The sequence below is a fragment of the Campylobacter sp. CCUG 57310 genome, assembly GCF_013201975.1.
GTDB classification, from domain to species: Bacteria; Campylobacterota; Campylobacteria; order Campylobacterales; family Campylobacteraceae; genus Campylobacter_A; species Campylobacter_A canis.
In genome coordinates this window covers 334,004-355,985 of sequence record NZ_CP053845.1, presented here as the reverse complement: position 1 = coordinate 355,985, position 21,982 = coordinate 334,004, and the positions used below count along the sequence as shown (strand labels likewise).

The following is a 21,982-nucleotide window of genomic DNA, read 5'->3' as shown; positions in this document are numbered from 1 at the left end:
AATGGCTAGTTGGAATATTGTAAACTATAACTATGTCATAAGTAAAGACAGAATGGATTCTGATTTTTTTCAGAAGAAAGATATTTCCTTAGAAAGAGCGATATTAAATTTTAATAATAAAAAACTAAAAGAATTAACTTTTGAAATAAAAGAACGATTTAACAAAAAAGATTGGAATGAACCTATACAATACAATGACATAGGTAATACCGATATTATGTATGGTGAAATTAAAGACAATATCATAAATGGCTATGATGCACCTAACAGAGCAACTTTTATCAACAAAAAAGATGATTTATTGATTAGCACTGTTCGTCCAAATAGAAACGCAAACTCAATTATAGAGGATAGAGAGATGTTACAAGTTGGCTCAAATGGTTTTTGCAATTTAAGAGCAAAAAACAATATAGATCCAAATTACCTATTCGCATATACCAAAACCAAACATTTTATTCAAATGCTTATGAGGGCATCAAAATCATCTATGTATCCGTCTGTTAGTAATTATGATATTATTAATACTCCTATTTTTATTGCATCCAAAAAGTCACTAGATGAAATTATAAATAATATTAAAAGAGCGAGAGAACTAAGGATTGAATCGAAAAAACTATATTTAGAAGCAAAAAGGATGTTAGAACAACATCTTGGGTTAAATTCACTAACTTTAAGCAATGAAAATAAATACATATGTAATTTAGAGGAATTGATATTTGCCAATAGAACAGATGCAGAATATTACAAAACCTCTTATAAACAAATAATAAATCATATAAATCATTTAAATCCAGTTAAATTATCTCATATTTGCAATTTTTATAAAGGATACGAGGTTGGGTCTGATTCATATATTCCAGAAGGTTGCATATTTATTAGAGTGAGTAATGTTACTCAAGAGGGTTTAGCATTTAGCGAATCGGATAAATATATTAGGGATGATACTTATAAACAATTGATGAGATACAAACCAAACAAAGGTGATATTCTTTTAACAAAGGATGGTTCGATATGTGTTTGTTGTGTTCTCGATGACGAAATAAATGGGGTTATTTCTAGTGGAGTTATCAGGATGACTCTAAAAAACACCGATATACCTAAAGAATATCTTGTTTTAGTAATTAATTCTATTATCGGCAAAATGCAAGCAAATAGAGATTGTGGAGGGGCAATAATTACTCATTGGAAACTTGACTATATAAAACAAATATTAATCCCTACCTTAGATAAAAAAATAATGTCCGACATACATAATATTATTATTAAATCGAAACAAACAAGAGATGAATCTAAAAGATTAATAGATTTATCAAAAAATAAAATAGAAAAAATGATTGATGATATTTTATGATTCTTAAAAATCAATATTTAATAAAAACAGGGTCAAAATAAAATCGCAACTATAGTTAATTATAGTTTAGGTTCTTTTTATTAAATCAATACTATTTCAGAAAAGAGCCATTTTTTTATAAAGTAAGTATTTACGACGCCTTTTATCTCGTTAAAAACCGCTTGGTCAAATTTAGGCGATAATATCTCAAATTTACCGGCTGTGCATGATAAGACATACTTTTCATCTATGCTAAGTTTTTGGCAGATAAATTTAGACAAAACTACCATGAAAAGCTCGCAAAATGCGGATTTCGCCCTTAGCACTTTAGCCGCGTTTTTTGAGCCGAGATTATCAAATATAAATTTTTGTATCCCGTAAAAATCCCCGCCGATTAAAAACATCTTATCTTGCAATATCTCATCTATATCTTTTGATCTTTGCTCCAAAGCGGCAAACTCATCGCTAAAATAACTGCTAAATTTGCTCATTCATATCCTCCGTTTTTATTTTTCCTAGTCCAAAAACAGTCTGCTTCCCTGCGCCTATTATCTCACCTAACTTTAGTAGCTCCATGCACTCTTTGCTAACGCCTTTTATCTCCAAAGAGCCTACTAGTCCGCCAAAATTCATAGTAGTATTTTGCCTATTACTACGCCTAGTTAGCTCCACGTATTTTAGATCCTTTTTGGTTATCTCGCCTTTTACTTCAAATGGCAACACCTCGTGATCTTGTCCAAAGAGGCTTAGGCGCCTTTGGTAGATGGAGTTTAATATCTCTTTTAGACTTATGTTGTCATTTTTTAAAAAAACATTCTCTTTTTTTATCCTTAGCGGTGTTACAAATTTGACCTTAACATCGCCACTGCAGCCATCAAAGCTAAATTCTTTCACATAATCTCTAGGCAAGCTTATCTTATCGTCCTTTAGGCATGCACTACCATTTACATACATATCAAATTTCTCGTATTTGATCCTATCTTTGCCAAGACCGTATCTTTTTAGCATCATATATGCCGCAGAGGCTATATACGGTAGTTTTTCGCACGCATTTCCTAGCAAAACTATACCAAAATCGTAAATTTCAGCGCCTAACTCAAAATCAAGTCTATATCTATGGTAGCTGTTTTTCTTCTCGAAAAAATCATAATACAAACAGCTTTCTTTAGCAAAGCACTCGCAGCACTTATATGACGGGCTTATGCAGCTCACGCTTTTTAGCGCGTATCCAAAAGCCCCCCTCACCTGTGAACCGATAAAAAACGGCGGCTTTTGCGGCGATCCAAACAGCACTCTAAGCTCGGTATATCTCATCTGCGCCACCCATTTTCACATACCCAAAAAGCTTGCACTTCACGCTCTCTTTTGCGTCATTTTTCGTATTTGTTTTTATGAAATTTTTAAGATTGGATATAAATTTATTAAGGTCTGGTAGTTCTAGCGGCACGTCAAGACCATTCCTTGCAGCCCTTAGCTCGCGAGAAAATATCAAAATCATACTAGTTTCGTTATTCACTTTACCGCTCGATTTTTAATTTCTGTTATTATACATAAATTAAAAATAAATGTTTATTATTTTTAAGCTTTTTTCTTAAAAATTATTATTTTTTACATTTTTTACGCACGCCCATATCTGTTTTATTTAAATTTTTAATTTGCAAACTTACTTAAGATGGTAAATGCCTATTTTAGAGGTTCCTTTACTTGTCATTATTAATTTTATGAAGTTGGTATTTTTTAAATGCCACAATTTAAACAAATTTGACCAATCTAAGGGACGAAAATGCTATAATGGCAGCAAAAGGTGTAAACAGCGGAAATGCCAATCAGCTCGATAAGCATTTAAGGCAAAATGGCAGGCATGATATGACATAGCCGAACATAAAGTCGGCGCCAAACTAAAAATTTATCGCCAGATATCTATACGAGCACTTAGAAATCGGCAGACTATTCTTAACAGCGATGTAAAATCTATTCAAAAGGTCACACATGAGACTTTTTAACGGAAATAAACAGATTTCTTTAAGCATATATGAACTAAAAGAAAATAGCAATTTAGCAAAATTTACCACACATATAGATAATAGAAAAACTCTACCTATTTAAAGGCGGGCACCAATATGTTTACCAAAACTCTAGAACATATATTTACCAAAAACGCTTTAAGCTCTGCCTTTGACGAAATTTCTGCAAATTCTCTGGGATTAGATGAGATCTCATATGCAGACTTTAAGAAAAATTTTGGCGAAAACTCAACCTATCTCATGCGTTCATTAATAAACGGCACCTACACACCTGAACCGCTAAGAAAGATAAACATTCCCAAAGAAAATCGTAGCGGAGTAAGACCCATAGGCATATCCTCCATAAAAGATAAGTTGGTTCAAAGGGTTTTATACTCGGAGTTAAATCCATATTTTGACGAGACGTTTTTATCAAATTCCTATGCCTACCGCCCAAATAAATCGACTTACAAAGCCATAAATAGAGCTAGTAATTTCATAAACGAGGGCTACTACTGGATACTAAAAGCAGACGTAAAAGACTTTTTCGAGTCGATAGACCACTCAAAGCTACTACAAATTTTACAAAAACATATAAAAGACGCAAAGATCATAAACCTAATATCTCTCTTTTTAAAAACCGGCGGATTTTTAAAGCGCGATTTTAAAGAGCATAAAATCGGCGTAAACCAAGGCGATATCCTATCTCCTATGCTATCAAACATCTATCTTGATTTGATGGATAGATTTATAAACAAGACTACGGATAAATTTGTCAGATACGCAGACGATTTTATCATCTGTTTCGGCGAAAAAGACGAAGCGACCGAATTTGAGCAAAAACTAGATGAATTTTTAAAGCTGCTAAATTTATCTCTCAACAAAGAAAAAACAAAAGTCGTAAACATAAATGATGGATTTGTCTTCCTGGGCGTTCGTTTCTTTGGCAAAAACCGCTGTGTAGATAACGACAAAATTCAAAAGATCATCTCAAATTTACACTCCGCAAGCAAAGAAAAGTCAAATTTCATAGACTATATAGATGAGACAAACGCCATTTTGCTTACACTTAAAAACTACTACCTAAAGATCATACCGCCAAACTCACCACAAATAACGCAGATAAAAGAGCATCTCATAGACTCCTTATCACAAAAGATCGCCTTGCATAAGCAAAACAAAAGTATAAACTCAAAAAAAGATTTTACGCTCTATCTTGAAAAGATAGATTTTGGAGTACTATTTAATCAAAACGAGATAAAAGACAAGATAACCCTAGCCATAACAAAAGGCTATGACAAATATCTATCTCAAAAAAGCTACGACAACGACTCCCGCAAGATAAACAAAAAGCGAAATTTCTACGCCACCAAGATCGCCTCGGATTCTACGCTTCATATCAATCAGATCGGAGTCCATCTAGGTCTTAGCAAAAACAAATTTGTCATAAAACAATACGGCAAAATTTACAAAGAATTTCCCATCTCTAAAATTTCCCGCATCATCGTTGATAGCGAACACGTCTCGTTATCTTCTGCGGTGATCTGGCGCTGTGCAAGGGAAAAAATCCATATCGATTTTATAGACAAACACTACGTCCCATACGCCACTTTGCTAGCTTACAACAGCGTCTCTACGCAAACTACGCACAAGCAAGCCATGCTCCTAAACACGCCGGCCCAGCTATACATCGCCATGTCCTTAGTAGAGGCAAAGATAAAAAACCAAACCAACTACCTAAAGTACCTAAACAAATACCACAAATCCCTAACCCAAAACATCCAAAAACTGGAAAATATCCTGGCTAGAAAGCTAAAATACGTCAAAAACACAAACGAGCTTCTAGGCTTTGAGGGCTCAGCTGCAGCCATTTACTGGGACGGCATAAAGAGCATATTACCGCTAGAATTTGAAAAGCGCATAACATTTGGCGCCAAAGATATCGTAAATTCATCACTAAACTACGCCTACGCCATACTCTACTCCAAAGTCCAAGAGTGCCTATATCTAGCAGGGCTTAGCCTACATATCTCATTTTTGCATGCGCTTGACAGCACAAAGCCGACCCTAGTTTTTGATATGATAGAGCAGTTTAGGACATTTATGGTAGATAGAGTCATCGTTTCGATGCTAAACAAAGACGAACCAATCACACTAAACAAAGAAGGGCTTCTCACCGACGCTTCTAAAAAGCTCATAGCACAAAACATGAAAGAAAAACTCGGCAGCTACACCATGTGGAAAAAAGAGTTTTGCAAATGCGAAAACATAATCATGCAAGAGTGCTACGACCTAGCTCGCTTCATAAACGGCGAGAGCAAAAGCTATAAGCCTTTTGTAGGGAAATTCTAATGAAATTTGTCATCACCTATGACATACAAAACGATAAAAACCGCAAAAAGCTCTCCGATATCCTAGAAGGTATCGGATATCGCGTAAATTTTAGCGTCTTTGAGTGTGAGATAAACGAAACCAAGCTTAAAAAGCTGATCAAAGACGCCAAGCCTTTGCTAAATACCAAAACCGATAGCCTAAGATTTTACAGACTATGCGAAAACTGTGTCGGCAAAAGTTTTGAGCTTTGCGACAAACCAGCCATCTTTGAGACGCAAGAACTCTTTGTCTAGCTTATACCGTTCTTATGTTTTCTCTCCAAATTTAGATTTGCGAACTTTTTTAGCTTAAATTTGAGCTTTTTTGGTTAGAATCTTGCCAAATAAGTTCGCAAACCTCTATATTTTAAAATATGCTCTTCTACATTTGCGAACTTTTAGTTATGCTTAAGTTTAGGATAACGTATTTTAGAGCATTGCGAAACTTATATATCGCTTAGAGTTCGCAAACCTATAAAATTTGAAAATTTTAAAAGAGATTTGCGAACTTTTTTAAAATGACAAATACCTAAATTTAGGGGTTCTTTAACTTATCATTGTTAAATTTGCCAAGTTAGTATTTTTTAATACCTATACATTTGCGAACTTTTTTGAGATTTTTGCGAATTTTAGGTGTTTTAAAAGATGTTTTCTTAAATAAATTTGTTAGTTTTTGTTTTGCGAGAGTAGTCTTTTAGGCTATTTGAACAAATTTGACCCGATCTAGGGGATTGAAACTTCATATAGCAGGTTGTTGAACCTGCTTGTTTAACAAGCCATTTGAACAAATTTGACCCGATCTAGGGGATTGAAACGGTTAGATATCGAACTCGATATCCTCCTCTTCATTAAATTTGAACAAATTTGACCCGCTCTAGGGGATTGAAACTTAAGGTTCTGAAGTTTCTTTATATCTGTGTCAGATGAAATTTGAACAAATTTGACCCGCTCTAGGGGATTAAGAAAAATTCAGTTTTCCTAAAAAAAGAGTCAAAAATTAACGTAAAGCCAAAAGATGCGGCAATAGTAGTGTTAGTTAAAGAAATATTAGTTTGCATTCAAGAGTCGTAAGACCCAGAAACCTGCATCAAAAAACAAAAAACATCAAAATGATACAAAATGGCAGCCAAAGCAAAAAAGAGTTTTAGAAAATTTCACTATATTGCGCTGGCTGCACTTTTTAATATTTTCAGAACAATTTTACGTGGTTAACTTAAAAGGCACGATATGGCTGGATTTACCGCTCGAAGAAATTATCGACTAAAGTTACATTGCTCTCTTTATCTCCGAGCTTCGAGCCATTTTCTAGCTCCCTGCCTATACTCTCACTATTTATTTTTTCTATGCATTCTGCACCTTTGCCCTTATCTAGCTTTGACTTTTCTCCTGTTGCGCCAATAAGTCCGGCAACAGCTCGGACGACTTTGTCAAATTTACCTGCAAATTTTCCAAAGGTTCGGTAAAGCTCTTTAATGTTTTGTCCAAATCGTTTAACGAACCCTCTAGCGCTTGAGGTAATGTCGATAGTTTTTTCATTTGCATCGATAACGTCGCCAAGCTCTTTGATATCAGCTCGTTTGACGATAAGATCTGATTGTTTAGATGCTCTATACTTTCGTTTTCTTTCGAGATCTGAGATAAGAGATCTAATATCTGCTTGTTTTGAGAGAATTCTATCTTTGATAACTTTAATGCTAGAGATACTAACTCTTCTAAGCGCATTTTCTCTAAGTCTGTCTCGTTTAATGTCTCCACATCCATCAAGCCTATCTCCTCCGGATTTGTGTTCATACCTATCATCTATATTCTCCTTTATGATCTCTTCGTTTTCGCTAGCCGACACAAAACTTACCCTATCATCAATTTGGTCAAAACCTATCTTTGCTTCTGTATTGCTATCGGCTTCTAATTCAAATTTAGGCCCGGCTCCATACCTCTTTTCTCCCAAGGATAAAAGATTTTTTATCTCACTATTTCTATTATTTTTAGCTTCTTTTAGCCTATGGGCCAATATGGCTATATTTAGGTCTTTTCTTGAGATTTGCTCTCTAAATTTGTACCGAATACTTTGGCATCCATCTTGTCTACTAAACGCTCTAAATAAGCTAACCTTTTGGAGTATTTGATTAGCAGGCGAGTTATCTCTTGCATCCTTATACGCTCTTGCTCTTTCTCTAGCTTTACTTGAGAGCTCTCCCAAATCTTTAAGACTTCTAAATTTTTCATGGAAAATTTCTCCTTTAAAACGTTTTGATTTTTTGCTACCTGGTAGCCTTATAGACACATAGTCTTTTCCTACTCTGGTAACTTCTATGTCTCTATCTCGCAAAGACTTTAAAATGTCATCTCTACAACGGTATTTGCCTTTTGTTAAATTATCCGTTATGATCTTTTCTAGTTCATCATAATTTTTGCTATCCTTTACATCCTTTTTAGATCCTTGAATTATTTGTTGGTTTTTTGGATCGCAAGGATCGGTTAAACCATATTTTAAATTGATAAGATTTTTCCAGGTGTTTATCATAGAAAAATCCTTTTTATGATAATAAGGATTAAAGCTTCTAAAATTTAAAAGCTCGACTTTTGGGATACAAAAATTTAGCTCTAAGTTGGCCTTATCGCAATGCTCTACCCAAAGAATATTAAAATTTTCGCCAAAGCCTCCAAAGATCATTTCTTCAAATGATCTTATTATCTTTAGCTTGGTTTCTTCGTTCATATCAAGTTCGTTAAATGAAAGACACCCCATGCTAAGCTTCTGCTTTTTACTTATCATAGATAATATACCTCTAGTTATAGCCTCAGATCCCGATACTACCCTGGCGCTACCAAGACCGACTCTTTCGTTTAATAGATAATCTATACCTCGCAACGAGCCTCCGAACCGATTTTTAAAGAACTTTACTATCATGTAGGCTTGCTTTTATTTTTACGTATCTTTTGTTTTTGCGTCCAAATTTAATTGTACCGCAGAGCACGTTAGATCCGAGCAAAATTGTATATTATCTTTATCCTGACAAGACATAGAAGAGACTGTATCAACATTGTTATCCATATCACTAGAATTTTCTTCATATAAAAACTCGTCCAACGATGCATCTTCTTGAATTATATTATCGGCATAAGAAGGTGTGGGTTCAGCAGTTGTTTTTTCTGTCGATTTTTCTTGCACACTATGAGCGCAAGAACTCTGTGACGAATTAATACCTTGGTTTACAAAGTTGCTAGAAGTTTTGGTGATAGACTTGTTATTTTTATTTAATATTAGATTCACCAAAATATCCATAGATGCCCTTATCTGCTCAATCCTAGCAAGAGCGCTGGAGTCTAAATTGTCGCCGGAATTTAGCTTTGCCGCTATTTGATTTAGCAAATTACCAAATTTGTTAATTTGTCTCACAGCCTCTTTATCTATACGATGAATTGGTGTTTTACTGCCACATATAAGGCCCCTAACATACTCAGATTCGGTTTGCCCAGCAAGATTGGCATTCATCATTAGCCTATCCAATTGCTCTTCATTAAGCCTAATTGTTACGGATTTTGGAAAGTTAACTGCTTTCATGCCAACTCCTCGTTTTTAACAACAGCATGCTTTTCAAGCCACCTATCCAACTCTAGCCTATCGTATCTTACATTAGAGTTAATCTTGATAAAAGGGATAATTCGTTGCATACGGTATTTTGCTTGAGTATTTACCGATAACCCATACTCTTTTGCTACATCCTTTGGCGTAAGCCATCTTTTTTCCGCAATAGCATCATTCATAGCATTCTCCTAAAAAACTTTAGGAAATTGTATGAAAAAAGTAGAATTTATTTCCGCATTTTTTTGTATAAAAATAAGAAATTTTGCGGTTTTTTAAATAGAAACAAAAGTAGTTTCATAGTTTAGGTCATCGATTATGATTTTTATGGCGGTATTTATTGCCGAGATAAACTCATTGCGCTTTATTCTCTCGTCAATTTTTAGATTTCTATACTTACTTATTTTCTTTAAAGTATTTTGTATATCTTTTTCATACTTATAATATCTATCCTCTGCCATAGCTTTGTAATTATAAAGAAAATAAAATTCTGCGGACGTAAGATTATTAAAAGAATTAATAACACTCCTATATCCTTTATGTTTTTGACAAATCAAAGAATTAATTTTGGCTACTATATACATAAACAAACAATACCCAAGATCATACAGATCGCCATCTAGATATTTGCTAGTTTCGGCTATATAGTCTATATTATCTTGGATGCATCCTTTTCTTTTCTTTATTTTTTCTACCAACTGCAAATAGCTCTCGTCATAATCATATGTACCCGTAAGTCTATCATAAGTAAAATGATTTTCATAGCTTCGAAATTTGTATTTATCGGCATCAACAAACATATAATTCTCAAAAAAAGGCAATATTAGTTCCCTCGCAGACTCGATTATACTCGGAACCAAAGAAACAGCCAATATAGTTTGGTTATTACAAGAGTTTTTCTCAACTAAGCTTACAGCTATTGCTTTTAATAAATCCAATGCTCGGCAAGGATCTGACTTTAATATCAAACCGTCCATTTCAATATCTTTGCTCATATTTTCTTATATCCTGCATTTAATATTATCTAACATCTCAAGAGCCTTACAGCTATTCAAATAAGTATCATAAGTTACGTAATTTTTATACGTCACGCCGTCACGTTTGTGAGTCAGATGATCTTTGATTATATCGCTATTTGCGCCAAGCTCTTCAAGCGCGGAACCACTTATATGCCTAGTGCCGTGTAACTTAAAATCATCAAAACCAACGAATTTATCGAGTTTCATCTTTTGTCTATCCGTATTTTTAATAGACTCGCCAGTTTTTGGGCTTGCAAATACTAAGCCGCATCTATCGGCCGGTATTTGCATTATGGCTTCTTTTACAAGAAAAGGAAGCGGCTTTCTGTAGTCGTTTCCATTTTTAGTATCTATTAAATAATATACGTTATTTTCTAGATCGACATTTTCCCATTTTAGGCTGGCAACTTCTCCTTTTCGTCTACCATACAAACAAAACAAGAAAAATCCCCTCCAAAACGGATCATTTTTATAAAGCTCCAAGATAGCCGTTTTTAACTTATAAAATTTACCGATTGCATCTTTTACTATCGTTTTTCTGGTCGTTTTAGCTATTTTAGTTAGTAGAGCGCAAGGATTTACTACTATTAGCTGATTGCGAAGCGCTATGTCAAACATCTCACCTAAAATTCGTCTTGTATTATCATATGCCGTACGCTTTGATAATACCTGCACTTTTCCTCTTATTTTATTAAATTTTCCATCGTGCATTAGATTATGGATAATATCGTCTATTTGGGCAGCTATAACGTCTACTACGATCTCTTTGCCGATACTATCTTGCAAATATGTCTCATAAAAAGCGATGTCGCTAGCTACCGACTTTTTGCCGATATCCTTTTTGCCTTTCCACAGCTCAAACAAATCATTAACCTTAGTAGTATCTTTAAATTTCAGCCCCTTTACCTGCTTAGTTACGCCATCTAGCCACTTTACTAGTTCTTTTTTGGCTTCATTTTTGTATTCTCTCTTACTCCATCCGCTACGAGTATCTAGCGTAAGCACTTTTGTGAAGTATTTGCTGCCGATAACCTTTCTTAGCAAAAAGACGTTTGGTTTTATTTTGTGTACAAATAGGCAAGTTTCAACCTTTCTATAATCAAGTTTATTAATCGCCATTTTAACGCCTAATACAACAATCCAAACAGCCAAAGCGGTATTTTATTACCGCTTCCCGCCTCTATTTCATCGGCAGCTATATATGAGTCTGAAATATCCTTTATCTGTTCAAAGTTCTTATTTTTTCCGCCCACTTCAAATATAAATTTATCATCTACAATAAAGTCGCCTTGCTTTGGGATATTTAGCATATGTTTTACCCTTAGCTGATTAGCAAAAAAAGTTTCTCTTATGGTGCCCGCCTTGCAATCATCGCCGTAAGCGTAAATCAAATTTGTATTATTCATATATATTTTTGCCGGCTTTACTAGCTTACTAAGTCCCCTACTTTGCTCATCTATCATATTTACTAGCCTTGCATCTTTTAAATAGGCGATATAATCATATAGTTTGGCTCTGCTTATCTCGGCAAGAGCTGCGATTTTAGTATAATTCACCTCAAACGGCTCGCTTTGGCAAACTACTTCAAGCAGTTTTTTAAGCTTATATGTGTATTTTTGCTCAACTAACCCGAGAGACGTTAGATCTACGTCTATACTTAGATTAATCGTGTTTAGCAAGCTTTCGTAGTATGAGCTTTGCTTATTAAAGTAAAATGGATAGTAGCCAAATTTGAGATATTTTTTAAATTGACTTAGCTTTATTTTTAGGTCGTTTGCTATTGCCTGATGGTTTTTTAGTATCGTCTCTAGGCTAAATTTATCTATCGTCACACCGTTTTCAAGCTCTAAAAACTCTCTAAAACTAAGCCCCTCTAGGCTAAATACGCTAACCCTACGCGATAAATCGCTTTTTGCGTTTAGTATACTTACCGCCGATGAACCGGTAAAAATTACATTTAAAGGACTCATATCGTATATAGTTTTTAAGTGTGCGGCAAAATCTTCGTATTTATGCACTTCATCTAGCAACAGATATTCGCCGCCGTTATCTACAAATTCAAAGGCAAGCTCGCTAAGGCTAGCAGAGCCTAAAAATGGATAATCAAGACTTATGTATAGAGCCTTTTTATTTTGAGCTTTTAATTCAATCAGCTTTTGAAATAACATTGTAGTCTTACCGGTACCACGGGCCCCTACTATACCGATAAGCTTCTCGCTAAAATTTATTTCATTGTATAAATAACGCTTGTATGTCGTATTAAAATTTTTAAGAAATCTTTCTTGATACTGTTCTATTAAATTTAACATTTTTATCCCTTTATGTAATTGTCTATAAACGTAGACAATATTAAGATATATTAGCATGGAAATTTTAAATTGTCAACGTCTATAAACGATTATATTGTCATGTAGCATTTTATTTAAATTTCATCCTCGTAATTTTTGTTTTACCAAAGTCGTTTGTGGCGTATTTCATGCTTATTTAAACAGTCTTTGCAGCTAGCCAGGTCACTATAAAGCATACGTATTTTTCTATAACAACAAGTCTTTGAATACTCTATAAAATTCCTTGAGTCGTTCTTAACAGGCTTGCATATAGTATCTTCGAAATTTATGCAGTTTGGTAAACGTGAGTTTAAACGACAATTGTTTTGTCTGTCAGCTTATTAAAGTCACTATGAAACTTTAAATATACTTCTTTCTCTGTCATTATCTACGAGTTTATTTTAAATACTTGTATTATAATCCTTGAATATTTAGGATTATAATAGAATAATCTTATATTTGTGAATTTATTTGATATGCTGATTGGTGCTAATAAAAAGTAAGATCTTATTTGGTCTTACTTTTCTACAATAAAGCCATCTTGCTTGCGAGATGCGAAAAAGACCGTAATGAAAAATCAGCTTAAATCAATATCTTCGGGTAAATAGTTAGAAAAAATTTCAACTACCGTATTTTTGTCTTCCCTCTCCAGGAAGCGCAACACTTGATTACAGTATTCTTTATTTTTTAAGTTGAAATAATGCCCTACGCTTTCTACAATTCCTTTTTCATTGAAAATTTTTAATATTTCTACATATTCTTTAGCACTATCATATATTATTAATTTTTCGTTTTGTATATCATCTATTTTAATTTTTATCTGTATGTCTTCGTATATTGTTTGCGAATCACATATTTCTAGCGTTGATAGTTGATATTTTAATTCCGAAATCACCGCATTATTGATCTGTTGCTGTTTTTGTTTTAAAAATCTATCTTCAATTTGTTTTTCTATATCTGTAAGGTCAAATTTATCGCATGCCATTTTGTTTGACATAAATTCTATAACTTCCTTAACTATAAATAAATTTTCTACTTCTGCGACCCCTATTGAAAACACATTATTTTCTTTGTATTTTTTAATCTCATATTCTGATCTAAAATCCATATCTATCAAACCAAACGCCTCATTATCGTGTATATTTTTCATACCATTAAAAGCTTTTGTGTATTCGATAACCTTTTCGCAACTTCCGCAAGGTACTATTTTATAGTTATTGTAGATCAACGAATACAAACGCACGTCTAGACTATCGTCATTCCCTTCTACAAAAATTATTCTTTTTCTGCTACCCAATATATTAAAAAGCATACTCTCTGGAAATTTATCATTTTCAATATAGTCGTATTTCCATACTCCATTACTATATTCTTTTACCCAGATAACATCTGAACCTGAGTGATTGGCAGCAAATTTTGTATCGTGGGTTATATAAATAAACAAACAATCGTTTCTGATTTTTTCTAATTCACTCCATAGCTTATTCATTATTGAACCATGCAAGTGTAACTCTGGCTCATCTATTATTATAGTTTTGTTTTCTGGTATGCATAAAACCTGTGCTGCTAAATAAAGCACTGAACGCTCACCGTCACTCATCTGTGTTGCAGAATATTTTTCGCCATCGCAGTTGCAAATAGCATAAAATTTACTATCCTCTTCTATAATGGCTCTATGCGGAAAAATGGCACTCCAAATAGACTTTAGTTTATCTAGCGAATTAAGTGGAACATTTGGTTTTTCTTTGCCTTCGCATTCAGCCTTTTTGCAGTTTTCGACAAACTTTGAATTGGTAGTATTTTTATTAGCCAATAAAGCAGACAATACATAATCAAAATCATCAATAAGCTTTGTCACATATTCTTTGCCACCTGACCAACGATAATTTTTATTCAAGGAGTAGCTATCGGATGCATCTTCTTTTGCATACATGAAACCATTAACCGAAGCCTTTTCACTTTTTAAAGGGATCTCATCATGAAAATTTAATTTTCTTTGACCGCCTATTCTGTGAATTTTGTCTAGATCCTGCTGCTCCATCCATGCTCCAAGTCTGCTTTTGCCAGAACCATTGGCACCTATAATTATTACACTATTACTTTCTGTTGATTTTAGATCAAACCCACCATCTTCTTTTTTTGGTACTTTATATTCAAACACGACATACTCCTAGTTTTAAATTATTAATACAAAAACCCAAACAACCATAATGGGATCTTATTACCGACCCCAACTTCAATATCATCTGCCGCTATAAAAGAATTTTGCATATCTTTTATCTGCTCAAAACCTTTTTTAACTCCACCTATTTCAAAGGTAAAATTATTACCAACCATAAAGTCACCATTTTTGCCTGAGTAAATTTCAGTGATATTTCCAAGCTGATTGGCAAAGAATGTCTCTCTAACATTTCCTATATCTGGACTATTTATATACATTAAATTTGTATTTTCAAGGTAAATTTTGTCTGCCTTATCCATATTTTTTATAGCTAGCTCGTTTTTCATTAAAAGCCTTATAAGTCCAGCACTATCAAGCATAGCAAGATACTCTTTTAGCGTCCTATCATCCCTTATATCAACAAGCGATTTTAGGCTTGAGTAGTTTGGCTGATATGGGACGTTCGTGCTTATAGCATAAGTTAAGATCTTTAGCTTTCTTGCCGTATTGCCGTTTAAATTTGGATATATACTTAAAAGATCACTATCTATCGTAGCTTCTATGCTTTGCCTTAGAGTCTGATAAAAGGCAGTATCATTTGGCATATCGTTATAATATGGGTAGTAGCCTACCTTTAGATACTCTCTAAAAAGCTTAATGACGGCTAGCTCTTTTTGTTTTAAAGTATTAATAATATCAACAGCTATCTCCTGATGGCTTGCGAGCAAATCTTTAAGCTCAACCGCTTCTAAATTTATACCATACCTTAGCCCTAGATACTCCCTAAAACTCATTCCACTCATCTTATATACTATCGCTCTTCTGCTTAGATCATGGGAGCTTTTTAACACTTCAAGGGCAGATGAGCCTGTAGCTACTATGTTTAGATCTTTAAAATTATCATAGGCAAATTTTAATACGGCCGATATATCTTTGCTTTTATGAATTTCATCTAGGTATAGATGCTTTCCGCCATTTAATACAAACTCTCTTATAATCGAGGTTATATCGTTTGATATCTCTATATCATCTAGGCTTAGGTAAAGACTATCTTTGTTTTTACTAGCTAGCTGAGCTAACGTAGTTGTTTTACCTATTCCTCTTTGTCCTAAAACAACAATAAGTCTATGAGATAAATCTTTGGAGTCTATAAAGTATCTTTTAAATTTATGGTTGTTTAACCTTATAAGGTCATTGCTTTTTAAAAAAAGTTGATCTAACATAGCTTATTCCTAAATTATGTAATACAATACAATTATAGCATAAAAATACATGTAATAAAATACATGTAAGATTATTTTTTAAATAAAAGCGTGTATTATTGTAAATGACTATATACATTTACATCCAATACTATATCCACAATGGCAATCTAAACCCTTTTGACTTATACTATCTTTTTGATCATTGAGATATCAGCATCAAATTCGTTGCATAAATTCCTACTTTTGTTGTCCAGTCGATCTTATTTTGCTTTATGATTAATATCAAGTTGTTGCAGGACATAAGTCGGCACCTTAAAGTTTACACTATTACTACGCTACTAGATACAACCTTTATTTTAATTGTCATAAATTTATAAAAACAAACAATATATAACTTAAAATATATTAATCCAAAAAGATAAACATACAGATTTAAAATCTGCATGTCGAAATAAAACACGCAGATCTTTAATTTTTAAATGGGTACCATATTGGGTGCCATCTATTTAGACATTTTTAGCAATTATAATAAACTTATATAAAACTTAGAAAAGCGTATTTTAGGGCTTTGTAAATCAAAATAAATCTTAAGAAATGCTTAGTAGTTCGATTCTGCCTCTAACCACCATTTTCTTTTTAATCCTTTTATTTTTTACTTCAAAGCTTGAAAATTTAATCATATAATCTTTTAAATATGGTTTGTATATTTAAACAAATTTTTCTAATTATGGTTACCTTGTTTGAAATAATTTATGCAGTTAAATTTACCTTGCCCCTAAATTTAGGCAAGGTAAGCTAAAGATGATAGTTAAAATTTATTTTTCTTTACATCGGCAAGGATGTGTTTAGACATATTTTCAACTTCGATAGTAATAGAGTTTGTGTTGTTAACTATCTCGACATTTTGTTTTGTCAAGTTATCCACATTTACAACGGCTTCGTTTATCTGATTTATAGCATCGGTTTGCTCTTTGATGCTCTCACTCATCTCGTTTATGCCTTGAGCTAGCACATTTGTATTTGCCTCTATCTCACCAAGACTCTTTTGAGTTCGCTCGGCTAGCTTTCTAACCTCATCTGCAACTACGGCAAAGCCTCTTCCGTGCTCCCCTGCACGAGCCGCTTCTATGGCTGCATTTAATGCTAGCAAATTTGTTTGATCGGCGATGTCGCGGATGATAACGATGATATTTTTTATATCTTCGCTTTGTCTTATTACATCTTGTGTTTTTTGAGATATTGCAGACATTGACGAGCTCATCTGCTCTACGGCAGCCGCACTCTCTTGCAAGCTATTTGCCTGAGATCTTGCGCTTTTATTCAGGGTATCGACATACTCTTTAAGAGTATTTGATTTTTGCTGCAATAGATCAGATTGGTTAAGGCTAGAGCTAAGCATTTTTGAAATTTCGTCTCCAAGATGGTTTATTTTATCTATCATCTCTTTTGTATCGCCGACCAGCTCGCTGCTATCTAACCTTTTTGTAAAGTCGTTAGTGCTATATGTATTAAGGGTATCTACTATGCGGTTTATATTTTTAGCAAGTCCTTCCAGCATAGCGTTAAGAAGCGATTTCAGCTCGTCTAATTTTGGATCGTTTGCATTGGCTTTGATAAGCCCTCCCAAAAGTCCGCTCTTAACTTCTTTAACAATCTTAGAAACATCCTCGGTAAAGACCGCATCTTGCCTAATTCCCGCCTCAATGGTTTTGATATTATCATTAATCATATCGGACATAGCACCAAATTCATCTTTGGATTTTATGCCTATCGTCTCAACCTTGTCTGTTTTATGGTTGATAAATTTAAAAAATTCCTCAAGACCTTTTTCGATAATGCTAAGCGGTTTTAGCTGATTTTTTGTATAAAACCAGATGAGAACTAAACATACCACAATGATCGGAAATACTATAGATAGTATAGATGTCATTATATCAGTCGCCAATGCAGTGATATTTTCTTGTGGAGTTACAAGACCAAGCGTCCAACCTGTTTCTTGCATTTTTAAAAGCGTTATACTGCTTTTATTTTTTAGTATCTCGTCATTATTAACCGAGATATTCGCGATATCTTGCAAATTTAATACATGTGGTTTTATCTGCTCTAAAAACTTAAATTTACTAGCCAGCGTATCAAAATTTATTAGCTCTTTATCCGCTAAATTTGGAAAATACAAGACATTATTATCGCTATCAAGCATAAAAACATAAGCTATCTTGGATTCTACTTCGCTTGTTAAATACCCTTGTTTGCTTAAAAAATCCTCTATACCGACCAATGAGTAATCAACAGTAACCACACCCTCAAAATTTGAGTTGTTAAAATATGCAACACTGCAAGTTACTATATTTACTTTTGATACGGGATCTTGATAAGCGCTTGACCATGTACATTTGTTTTGCCTAACATTTACCACATCCTTATACCAGTCATCGTTATGATAATCCGGAGTCTGATCGCTATTATATCCCTCGTCATAATCCAGCTTATTTGCGTTTCTAACCCAGAAAAAGCTTCGTTTTTTCTCGCTAGGGCTAAATTTATATGGCTCAGGCCAAATTCCTCCTCCTGCTATAGCTAAATTTCCGTCATTGTTTATTACATTTTCTCCGACTAGTTTAAATGTATCTATATCATGAGGGAGTTTTTCGACGGCTTTTGCTAGATTTGTCGTTACTCCTTGGATGCTTTCTAAAGATAAAGCGATATCACCGATTGCCGAGCGACCTATCTCGTTTATAAGATTTAAACTCTCTTTTTGTACCTTTGGAACAGCAACAAGCTGTATGATAAGCACGATACTAATGGCAATTGCTATCAAAGTAGTAGCAATTGCTACGCTTAATTTATTAAATACACTAAATTTCATAAATACCCTTTTATAACAAATATCAAATTTTACGTGATTCCTAATTATAGCAGATAAATAAAAAAAGAGTTAGGCTGTTGCTATTATATTATTTTTTTAAGATTTATGAATATTATCTTGTGCTTATATTTATATCAAGAATAAATCAAATGATGGCTTCTACACCCTACTCCACTCTATCTTCTTGCCAAAGCTAAGTGCGTTGTTAGTAAATTTTATCCAGTTTAAATTTATAGCGTAAATTTGCGGATTCATAGCAAGTGCGTAGGGAAATCGTTTAAAATAAATTTTGCGCTCATCTTCGCTTGCATTGCTCATCACACCCTTAAATTGCACGCCTTTTATATTGCCCACTATCTTTGTATCAAGTGCAATGGTGCCTGCAACCTCACTTGAAATTTCAAGCGCTTTAATGTGAGTCGTTTTATCATCTCCGGCTACAATAAGACTAAAATTCTCTCTATCAAAAGCATAAAAACAGCTTGCCGCGTAGGGTTTAGCTTCACTTATCACCGCAAGGCTAAGCAGATGCATCTTGCTTATAAATTTTAAAATTCTCTCATCCATTAGCTTAAAAATCCCGCAAAAAATGCCGAAACTTGAGTGAAATTTAGCGTTATGTAAGATACGATCAATATCCAAAAAGCAAGCAAAACAAGCTCAATTTTTAAGAAATTTCCATCAAATTTTTTAAATGCTAAAGTCGCAGCAAGTCCGCCTAAAACGCCGCCGATTAACGAAAAATAGTGAATCGCGGATGGTTTTACAAATTTAGGCAAAAGATCTTTAAAAAATAGCGCAAACATAACAAACGCAAGCAAATTTGCAAGCAGCAGATAATAAGCGATAACCGGAATTTGCGGATAGAATTTATGCAGGATAAAACTCAGACAAGTTATCGCAATAAGCGCAAAAACTCTCGCTCCAAAGCAGCACATTTTAAGCCTTTTTGTTTAATTTTACAAAATTTGGTATTAAGTTTGGTTGAGATTTGACGATTTAAAAAACAAAAAGGATTTTTATGCAGATTAATTCAAGTTACGCAAATTTCAACAATTTCGACTTTAGCTTTAAAACTAGCAGCGGAGATCAGATCAAATTTTCGATGTACGACAATAAAAGCGTTGAATACGAAAGCTCTCGCTCCTCAAACGCTCAAAGCCACTCTTTGACGCTAACGCACGAGTATGGATATAGCTTTTCTTATGTCGGAAACGGGCTTGATGAAAACGATAAAAAAGAGCTAGCTAAAGCGCTTGAAAGTATTGCTCCTAAAATAGACGAGTTTATGAAAAACGTAAAAGCGGGCGAAAGTCCTGCATTTACTAAACTCACAAACCTTGCAAACAGCCTTAAAAAAGAGCTTCCTGCCGTCAAAGATATAAATCACAAAAATTTCGTCAGCGAAGGCACTCTAAGGCTATTTGACGAACTGCTAAAGCAAAATAAGGCTGACTTAAACCTGCTTGAAACTTCCAAAAAGCTATTTGACAATTTAATCGAGCAGCTTGACAGCTTCAAGCTATACGTTTAGTCTAAATTTAGCGTTTGCAATGTAGCTGTTATTAAATTTTCGTTATAATCTCGCAATTTGAAAATAAGGAAATTCTTATGAATGCGCAAGAGATGATAACTCAAATGCTAAATTTACAGCAAATTTTAAACGACGAAACCAACGGCATAGGCTGGGAAGAAGGCATAAATAAAAACGGCAAGCTTATAAACTGGAGACGCTGCATATATATGGAGTGCGCCGAGCTCATAGACAGCTTTGCATGGAAGCACTGGAAAGACATAAACGCGCCTACGAACAAAGAAAATTTACGCGTTGAAGTTGTTGATATCTGGCACTTTTTGATGAGCCTTATGCTTGAACAATACAAGATAAAAAATTTAGGAGATATAACTAAGCTAAGCGAAGATATTTGCGCTTCAAGCGGATTTAACGAATTTTGCAAAGACGCTTACAATATCGAAGACGAGAGCATTTATGAGGTGATGAACGACATAGAGATGCTCATACACAAATCAAGCGGATTTGAATTTCAGCTGTTTGACCTGCTTAAAGTGTATTTTGCGATGAGCCTAAAATGCGGCGTAAATTTACACTCGCTATATGAATGCTACATCGGCAAAAACGTGCTCAATCGCTTCCGCCAAAATAACGGCTATAAAGACGGCTCATATAAAAAAGTCTGGAACGGCAAGGAAGATAATGTCGTCATGAGCGAAATTTTAAAGCTAAATTTAAACGGCATAGACGAGATATATGAAGCCCTTAAGACAGAGTATAAAAAAGTAAAATGATAAAGAATTTTAACCTCGCCGTTAAGGACTTCTTAACGGCTAAATTTCTTATCCTTTCGACCCTGCCGCTTGTGCTTAGCATTATTATTTTAGGTGCGCTTATGATATTTGGCGGTAAGGAAATTTACACAGCCTTAAGCATGGGTGCCGCAAGCGGGGATTTTAGCTTTTTAGACGAAAGTGCTCATCCTTATATCACCGCGATTTTATCATACGGCGTTACGAAGTGGATAGTTTCTGCTCTCTTTTATCTAACGGGTACATTTTTCGTGCTTATACTTTCGGTTTTTATAGCACTCATCGTGGCCGGGTTTTTAACTCCGGTTGTAACTGACGAGATAAACAAAAGACACTACAAACTGCCCAAATTTGAAACCATATCGCTAGCCAGATCACTAAAACTTATGGCGATCGTAATAGGCAAATTTAGCCTGCTTTTTCTCATAAGCCTCCCGCTTTTATTTGTGCCGGTCTTAAATTTATTCATCATAAACGTGCCGTTTTTTTATCTTTACTATTCGCTTTTATTTATCGATATCGGCTCAAATACGCTTAGCAAAAACCGATTTGAGATAGCTCTACTTGACATGGGCGGATACGAGTATAAATTTACCGCTCTTATATTTTATCTGCTTTGTTTGATACCGCTTGTCGGGCTGTTTTTGCAAATTTTCTTTGTGATTTACTTTTCGCACTTTTTCTTTCAAAAAGAGCAAATTCATCTTTAAATTTGCTACAATTTGCATTGACTTAAGTCATCTTGGCTTTTTCAATTTCAAGTTAAAATAAGCAAAATTTCAAAA

At 34.1% G+C, this 21,982-nt stretch carries 20 protein-coding genes; 6 read left to right on the top strand and 14 right to left on the bottom strand.

From position 1 onward, the window contains the following. The first annotated feature begins 1 nt into the window (after window position 1). Window positions 2–1,351, top strand: a complete 1,350-nt coding sequence (locus tag CORI_RS01800) for a restriction endonuclease subunit S (protein ID WP_173030568.1) — start codon at window positions 2–4, stop codon at window positions 1,349–1,351. 80 nt (window positions 1,352–1,431) lie between these two features. On the opposite strand, the gene CORI_RS01795 is transcribed toward CORI_RS01800, so the two are convergent. The 3 genes from CORI_RS01795 to CORI_RS01785 are packed head-to-tail and all read right to left on the bottom strand — an operon-like array spanning window position 1,432 to window position 2,846. Next, window positions 1,432–1,821: a hypothetical protein gene (locus tag CORI_RS01795; protein WP_173030567.1), complete on the bottom strand. Its 390-nt coding sequence runs from the start codon at window positions 1,819–1,821 to the stop codon at window positions 1,432–1,434. Further along, the gene (cas6, locus tag CORI_RS01790; protein ID WP_173030566.1) at window positions 1,808–2,644 is read right to left on the bottom strand and encodes a CRISPR system precrRNA processing endoribonuclease RAMP protein Cas6; all 837 of its coding nucleotides are present in this window, start codon (window positions 2,642–2,644) and stop codon (window positions 1,808–1,810) included. Before cas6 ends, CORI_RS01795 begins: the two co-directional genes overlap by 14 nt. Beyond that, on the bottom strand, window positions 2,625–2,846 hold the full coding sequence (locus CORI_RS01785; RefSeq protein WP_173030565.1) for a hypothetical protein: 222 nt from the start codon (window positions 2,844–2,846) through the stop codon (window positions 2,625–2,627). The genes cas6 and CORI_RS01785 overlap by 20 nt, the downstream gene beginning before the upstream one ends. A 604-nt stretch (window positions 2,847–3,450) precedes the next feature. Here CORI_RS01785 and cas1 point away from each other — a divergent pair. Together cas1 and cas2 are read left to right on the top strand one after the other, a co-directional pair. After that, window positions 3,451–5,685 carry a CRISPR-associated endonuclease Cas1 gene (gene cas1 / locus CORI_RS01780; RefSeq protein ID WP_173030564.1) on the top strand — a complete coding sequence of 745 codons (2,235 nt, stop codon included), beginning with the start codon at window positions 3,451–3,453 and terminating at the stop codon, window positions 5,683–5,685. Further along, on the top strand, window positions 5,685–5,960 hold the full coding sequence (gene cas2, locus CORI_RS01775; protein WP_173030563.1) for a CRISPR-associated endonuclease Cas2: 276 nt from the start codon (window positions 5,685–5,687) through the stop codon (window positions 5,958–5,960). Before cas1 ends, cas2 begins: the two co-directional genes overlap by 1 nt. 982 nt (window positions 5,961–6,942) lie before the next feature. Here cas2 and CORI_RS01770 read toward each other — a convergent pair. The 11 genes from CORI_RS01770 to CORI_RS01720 form a co-directional block, all read right to left on the bottom strand. Beyond that, window positions 6,943–8,616 carry a relaxase/mobilization nuclease domain-containing protein gene (locus CORI_RS01770; RefSeq protein WP_173030562.1) on the bottom strand — a complete coding sequence of 558 codons (1,674 nt, stop codon included), beginning with the start codon at window positions 8,614–8,616 and terminating at the stop codon, window positions 6,943–6,945. A gap of 18 nt (window positions 8,617–8,634) precedes the next feature. Then, window positions 8,635–9,270: a hypothetical protein gene (locus CORI_RS01765; protein WP_173030561.1), complete on the bottom strand. Its 636-nt coding sequence runs from the start codon at window positions 9,268–9,270 to the stop codon at window positions 8,635–8,637. After that, on the bottom strand, window positions 9,267–9,473 hold the full coding sequence (locus tag CORI_RS01760; RefSeq protein ID WP_173030560.1) for a helix-turn-helix domain-containing protein: 207 nt from the start codon (window positions 9,471–9,473) through the stop codon (window positions 9,267–9,269). The genes CORI_RS01765 and CORI_RS01760 overlap by 4 nt, the downstream gene beginning before the upstream one ends. Window positions 9,474–9,566: 93 nt before the next feature. Next, a complete protein-coding gene (locus CORI_RS01755; RefSeq protein WP_173030559.1) occupies window positions 9,567–10,286 on the bottom strand; it encodes a hypothetical protein in 720 nt (239 codons plus the stop codon). 6 nt (window positions 10,287–10,292) lie between these two features. Continuing rightward, on the bottom strand, window positions 10,293–11,429 hold the full coding sequence (locus tag CORI_RS01750) for a tyrosine-type recombinase/integrase (protein WP_173030558.1): 1,137 nt from the start codon (window positions 11,427–11,429) through the stop codon (window positions 10,293–10,295). 8 nt (window positions 11,430–11,437) lie between these two features. Beyond that, entirely contained in the window at window positions 11,438–12,619 is a 1,182-nt protein-coding gene (locus tag CORI_RS01745) for an ATP-binding protein (RefSeq protein WP_173030557.1), read from the bottom strand. A gap of 595 nt (window positions 12,620–13,214) precedes the next feature. Continuing rightward, complete coding sequence (locus CORI_RS01740; RefSeq protein ID WP_173030556.1) at window positions 13,215–14,798, bottom strand: ATP-dependent endonuclease; 1,584 nt, start codon at window positions 14,796–14,798, stop codon at window positions 13,215–13,217. A 23-nt stretch (window positions 14,799–14,821) separates the two neighbouring features. Next, window positions 14,822–16,021, bottom strand: a complete 1,200-nt coding sequence (locus tag CORI_RS01735) for an ATP-binding protein (protein ID WP_173030555.1) — start codon at window positions 16,019–16,021, stop codon at window positions 14,822–14,824. A 790-nt stretch (window positions 16,022–16,811) separates the two neighbouring features. Further along, window positions 16,812–18,872, bottom strand: a complete 2,061-nt coding sequence (locus CORI_RS01730) for a methyl-accepting chemotaxis protein (protein ID WP_173030554.1) — start codon at window positions 18,870–18,872, stop codon at window positions 16,812–16,814. Window positions 18,873–19,031: 159 nt separating this feature from the next. Beyond that, the gene (locus CORI_RS01725) at window positions 19,032–19,439 is read right to left on the bottom strand and encodes a hypothetical protein (protein ID WP_173030553.1); all 408 of its coding nucleotides are present in this window, start codon (window positions 19,437–19,439) and stop codon (window positions 19,032–19,034) included. Further along, the gene (locus tag CORI_RS01720) at window positions 19,439–19,810 is read right to left on the bottom strand and encodes an L-arabinose ABC transporter (RefSeq protein WP_173030552.1); all 372 of its coding nucleotides are present in this window, start codon (window positions 19,808–19,810) and stop codon (window positions 19,439–19,441) included. Before CORI_RS01720 ends, CORI_RS01725 begins: the two co-directional genes overlap by 1 nt. A gap of 83 nt (window positions 19,811–19,893) precedes the next feature. Here CORI_RS01720 and CORI_RS01715 point away from each other — a divergent pair, with 83 nt between their 5' ends. From CORI_RS01715 to CORI_RS01705, 3 genes are all read left to right on the top strand, one after another. Next, window positions 19,894–20,406 (top strand): ATP/GTP-binding protein, encoded by a 513-nt coding sequence (locus CORI_RS01715; RefSeq protein ID WP_173030551.1) that lies wholly within the window; start codon window positions 19,894–19,896, stop codon window positions 20,404–20,406. Window positions 20,407–20,483: 77 nt separating this feature from the next. Continuing rightward, entirely contained in the window at window positions 20,484–21,179 is a 696-nt protein-coding gene (locus CORI_RS01710; protein ID WP_173030550.1) for a dUTP diphosphatase, read from the top strand. After that, complete coding sequence (locus CORI_RS01705) at window positions 21,176–21,907, top strand: EI24 domain-containing protein (protein WP_169939815.1); 732 nt, start codon at window positions 21,176–21,178, stop codon at window positions 21,905–21,907. Before CORI_RS01710 ends, CORI_RS01705 begins: the two co-directional genes overlap by 4 nt. Window positions 21,908–21,982 lie beyond the last annotated feature (75 nt).